Here is a 4149-nt window from a genome sequence, read left to right as displayed (position 1 = left end):
GCAGCGTCTGCTGTACGTGCAGCTGCCGATGGCGCGTCGCACGATCATCGTCGGCATCAACCAATCGATCATGGCGGCGCTGTCGATGGTCACGATCGCGGCCTTCATCAACTCTCCAGGTCTCGGCATCCCGGTCCTGACCGCGCTGCAGTCGCTCGACATCGGCACCGCTTTCACCGCCGGCATCCTGATTGCCGTCATGGCCGTGTGGCTCGACCGGGTCACGACGGCGGCAGGGGAGCAGACCACGAAGTTCCGCACCGAGGCAGGCACCAAGCGTCGGCGCATCGCCATCGCGGCGGGCCTGGTCGTGACGGTGGTGTGCGTGTACCTGTCGCGCACCTACCTCGACCTGGCGACGTTCCCCACATCGCCGAACTTCGGCTCGCCTGTCCGTGACGCCTCGCAGTCGGCCGCTGACTGGGTCGCCAGCAATGCTTCGTCGGTCACCGTGCCGATCAAGAACGCAATCTCCGGCGGTCTCCTCAACCCCTTCCAGACCCTGCTTGCCGAGTCGCCGTGGTGGCTCACCGCATCATTCCTGTTGCTGATGGCGCTCCTCATCGGTGGCCTCAAGGCAGGCGTCATCTCCGCAGCGTGCCTCGGCGCGGTCTTCGCGGTGGGCATCTGGAACGAGTCGATGATCACCGTCGCCACGACCCTCGTCGGCACGGTCATCGTGGTGGTCCTGGCTCTTGTGCTCGGCGTCCTGATGGCCAACAGCCGCACCGCCGACCTCATTCTGCGGCCGATTCTTGACACCGCCCAGACGATTCCGGCGTTCGTCTACCTGATCCCGGCCATCGCGCTGTTCGACCCGTCCCGGTTCACCGCGATCGTGGCGGCGGTCATCTACGCCTCGCCGGTCGCGATCAAGCTCGTCTGCGATGGCATCCGCGGGGTCTCCGCCTCATCGATCGAGGGCGCGCAGTCCACGGGCTCCAACCGTTGGCAGATGATCACCAAGGTCCAGCTGCCGATGGCCCGCTCGAGCATCGCTCTGGCGTCCAACCAGGGCTTGCTCTATGTGTTCGCGGTCATCGTGATCGGTGGCCTCGTCGGCGCCGGCGGCCTCGGCTACTACGTCGTCGCGGGCTTCTCTCGCGGTGAGCTGTTCGGCAAGGGGCTCGCGGCCGGCATCGCGATCGTCGCCCTGGCCGTGATGTTCGACCGCATCACCCAGGGCTGGGTCGCCCGGACAAGTCCGACGCGGACCATGACGACGTAGCTCCAGGCCCACGCCACCCACCCACATGCTGCCACCCCAGATCCGCACCATCCCCACCGATGCATCACCAAGAGGAGAATAAATGTCCCATCTGACCAGACGACGCGTCGGCATCGCCGCCGCGCTCGTCTCCAGCGCCGCCCTGGTGCTTTCCGCCTGCGGCGGTGGAGACATCAACAGCAAGAGTGGCAACAGTGCCAGCGGCAAGAACTGCGACAGCACCGTCAACATGGCCGTCAACCCCTGGGTCGGCTTCGAGGCGTCGGCGCACGTCGTCGGGCGTGTCATCGAGGGCAAGCTCGGCTGCAAGGTCGAGTACAAGAACCTCAAGGAAGAGGTCTCGTGGCAGGGCTTCGGCAGTGACGTCGACGTCGTCATCGAGGACTGGGGTCACCCCGACCTGGTCAAGAAGTACGTCGACAGCGCCAACCCGACCGCGGTCGAGGTGGGTCCCAACGGCAACGTCGGGCAGATCGGTTGGTTCGTGCCGCCGTGGATGGCCAAGAAGTACCCCGGCATCCTCGACTACAAGAACCTCAACAAGTACTCGAAGATGTTCAAGACCTCCGAGTCCGGCGGCAAGGGGCAGCTGCTCGACGGCGACCCCTCGTTCGTGACGAACGACGAGGCCCTCGTCAAGAACAACAAGCTCAACTTCAAGGTGGTCTACGCCGGTAGCGAGGCCGCCCTCATCACGGCGTTCAAGCAGGCCGAGGAGAAGAAGACGCCGCTGATCGGCTACTTCTACGCTCCGCAGTGGTTCCTGTCGAACGTTGACCTGAAGAAGGTCGCACTGCCGAAGTACACCAAGGGATGTGACGCCGATCCGGCCAAGATCACGTGTGACTACCCGACGACGAACCTGTTGAAGTACGCGTCCAAGGACTTCATGAAGGGCGGAGGCGACGCAACCACCGTCGTCAAGAACTTCAAGTGGACCAACGACGACCAGAACCTGGTCGCCAAGTACATCGCGCAGGACAAGATGAGCGCTGATGAGGCCGCGGACAAGTGGATCAAGGCCAACCCGGACAAGGTCAAGGCCTGGATGGGCTGAGTGCCAACACGTTGAGCAACATCTGAGTGGAGGTGGCGGGGCGGTCGTGTGATCCGGCCGCCCCGCCGTCATGGGCCGGGGGTTGTCGTGCCTGCGGTCCGTCCCATCAGCTCATCCTGCATCGTGCGAACAGCCAGGTGCAGCTCCGCGGCGACCGCGGCGACGGCGGGGCGGCGAGAGGCCTCGGGGCGGGTGACCAGCCAGTAGGCGAGCGAGACCTCGACCTCCCCGGGCAACAGCCGCACCAGGTCGTCGTGCCGGTCGGCCATGAAGCAGGGCAGCAGCCCGAGGCCCGCCCCTGCGCGAGTGGCCTCGACGTGGACGAACACGTTGGTCGACGTGACGGCCTCGCGCATCGAAGGCAGGAACTCGCGCGCCACGTCGAGCCCGTCGACCTGAAGCATGGAGTCGATGAAGTAGACGAGCCCGTGCTGCTCGACCTCGCCGACCGACGTGGGGGCGGGGTGGGCGTCGAGATAGTCGCGCGATGCGTATAGCCCCAGCACGTACGGAGAAAGACGGACAGCCTCGGCTCGATGCACCTGCGGCTCGCCCACGACGATCTCGATGTCGAGGCCCGACCGGTGCTGCATGGCGCGTCGTGTCGTCGCGACGATCTCCAGCGCGAGGCCGGCGTGGCGCCGTCTCAGACGCGCTGCCGCCGGGGCGGCGATGTAGGCGCTGAAACCGTCCGTCGCAGACAGGCGAACGACGTCGTCGAGGACGTGGCTGCTGCCGGGCTCGGTCGCCAGCTCACGCAGCACAGCGTCGAGCCGCTCGGCGGCCTGCATCGCCTCGCGGCCGAGCGGGGTCAGCTCCCACCCTCCCGCAGCGCGTGCCAGGACGCGTCCCCCGAGACGCTTCTCGAGGGCGGCGACGCGACGCGACACCGTGGTGTGGTTGATGCCGAGCGCGTCCGCCGCGGTGGTGAAGCGGCCGCTGCGCGCCACTTCGAGGAACACCAGCAGGTCGTCGGCACTCGCAAGGTCGCTCCCCATATCTGCATTGTTGCAGAGACAGGTTGCGGGATTGGGCATTGCAGGTGCATTGCTGTGCATTGATACTCAGTCGTGTTCCCGGCGTGTGTGCTGCGTCACAACGATGGAGGAAAATTGATGAAGTCCGAGCCAGCTGCAGGCCACGCCGAGACGCCGAGCGGCCTGAAGCGCATCGTCGCCGCCTCGATGGCCGGGACGGTCGTCGAGTGGTACGAGTTCTTCCTCTACGGCACCGCCGCGACCCTGGTGTTCAGCAAGGTGTTCTTTCCGGCCGGCGGCAACCAGCCCGCCGCCACCCTCGCCGCCTTCGTGACATACGCCGTCGGCTTCGCCGCACGACCCATCGGCGGCATCGTCTTCGGTCACTTCGGCGGCCGGCATGGCCGCAAGAAGCTGCTCCAGGTGAGCCTGTTGCTCGTCGGCGTCGCCACGTTCGCCATGGGCTGCATCCCGTCCTTCGGGAGCGTCGGCTACCTCGCTCCCGCGATGCTCGTGACGCTGCGTTTCATCCAGGGCTTCGCGATCGGGGGCGAGTGGGGTGGAGCAGTGCTGCTCGTCGCCGAGCACAGCCCCGACGAGAAGCGTGGTTTTTGGGCCAGCTGGCCCCAGGCAGGGGTTCCGGCCGGCAACATGATCGCGACTCTGGTCCTGCTCGCACTGACGTCGACCCTCTCGGAGGACGCCTTCCTGAGCTGGGGCTGGAGGGTGTCGTTCTGGCTCTCGGCGATCATCGTGCTGGTCGGCTACTACATCCGCACCACCGTCACCGAGGCGCCGATCTTCCTTGCTGCGCAGAAGGAGGTCGAGGCAACTCAGGCTGAGTCGTACGGCGTCTTCGAGGTCGTCCGCCGCTACCCGCGCGGCGT

Annotated in this window: 4 protein-coding genes; 3 read left to right on the top strand and 1 reads right to left on the bottom strand. The window is 66.2% G+C overall.

Annotation, left to right across the window (positions count from 1 at the left end):
• Both H7290_RS14435 and H7290_RS14430 read left to right on the top strand, forming a co-directional pair.
• Window positions 1-1228 (top strand): ABC transporter permease subunit (locus H7290_RS14435; protein WP_290514715.1); only part of this gene is annotated, 1228 nt, incomplete at its 5' end.
• 82 nt (window positions 1229-1310) lie between these two features.
• On the top strand, window positions 1311-2285 hold the full coding sequence (locus H7290_RS14430) for an ABC transporter substrate-binding protein (RefSeq protein ID WP_290514714.1): 975 nt from the start codon (window positions 1311-1313) through the stop codon (window positions 2283-2285).
• A 68-nt stretch (window positions 2286-2353) separates the two neighbouring features.
• Here the strand turns inward: H7290_RS14430 and H7290_RS14425 are convergent, their stop codons facing one another.
• Window positions 2354-3283 (bottom strand): LysR family transcriptional regulator, encoded by a 930-nt coding sequence (locus H7290_RS14425; protein ID WP_290514713.1) that lies wholly within the window; start codon window positions 3281-3283, stop codon window positions 2354-2356.
• A 117-nt stretch (window positions 3284-3400) separates the two neighbouring features.
• Here H7290_RS14425 and H7290_RS14420 point away from each other — a divergent pair.
• On the top strand, window positions 3401-4149 hold a 749-nt coding region (locus H7290_RS14420), incomplete at its 3' end, for an MFS transporter (RefSeq protein ID WP_290514712.1).

Source organism: Aeromicrobium sp., assembly GCF_014378035.1.
In the GTDB taxonomy this organism is placed as follows: domain Bacteria; phylum Actinomycetota; class Actinomycetes; order Propionibacteriales; family Nocardioidaceae; genus Aeromicrobium.
This window is presented reverse-complemented; position numbering and strand designations above follow the sequence as displayed.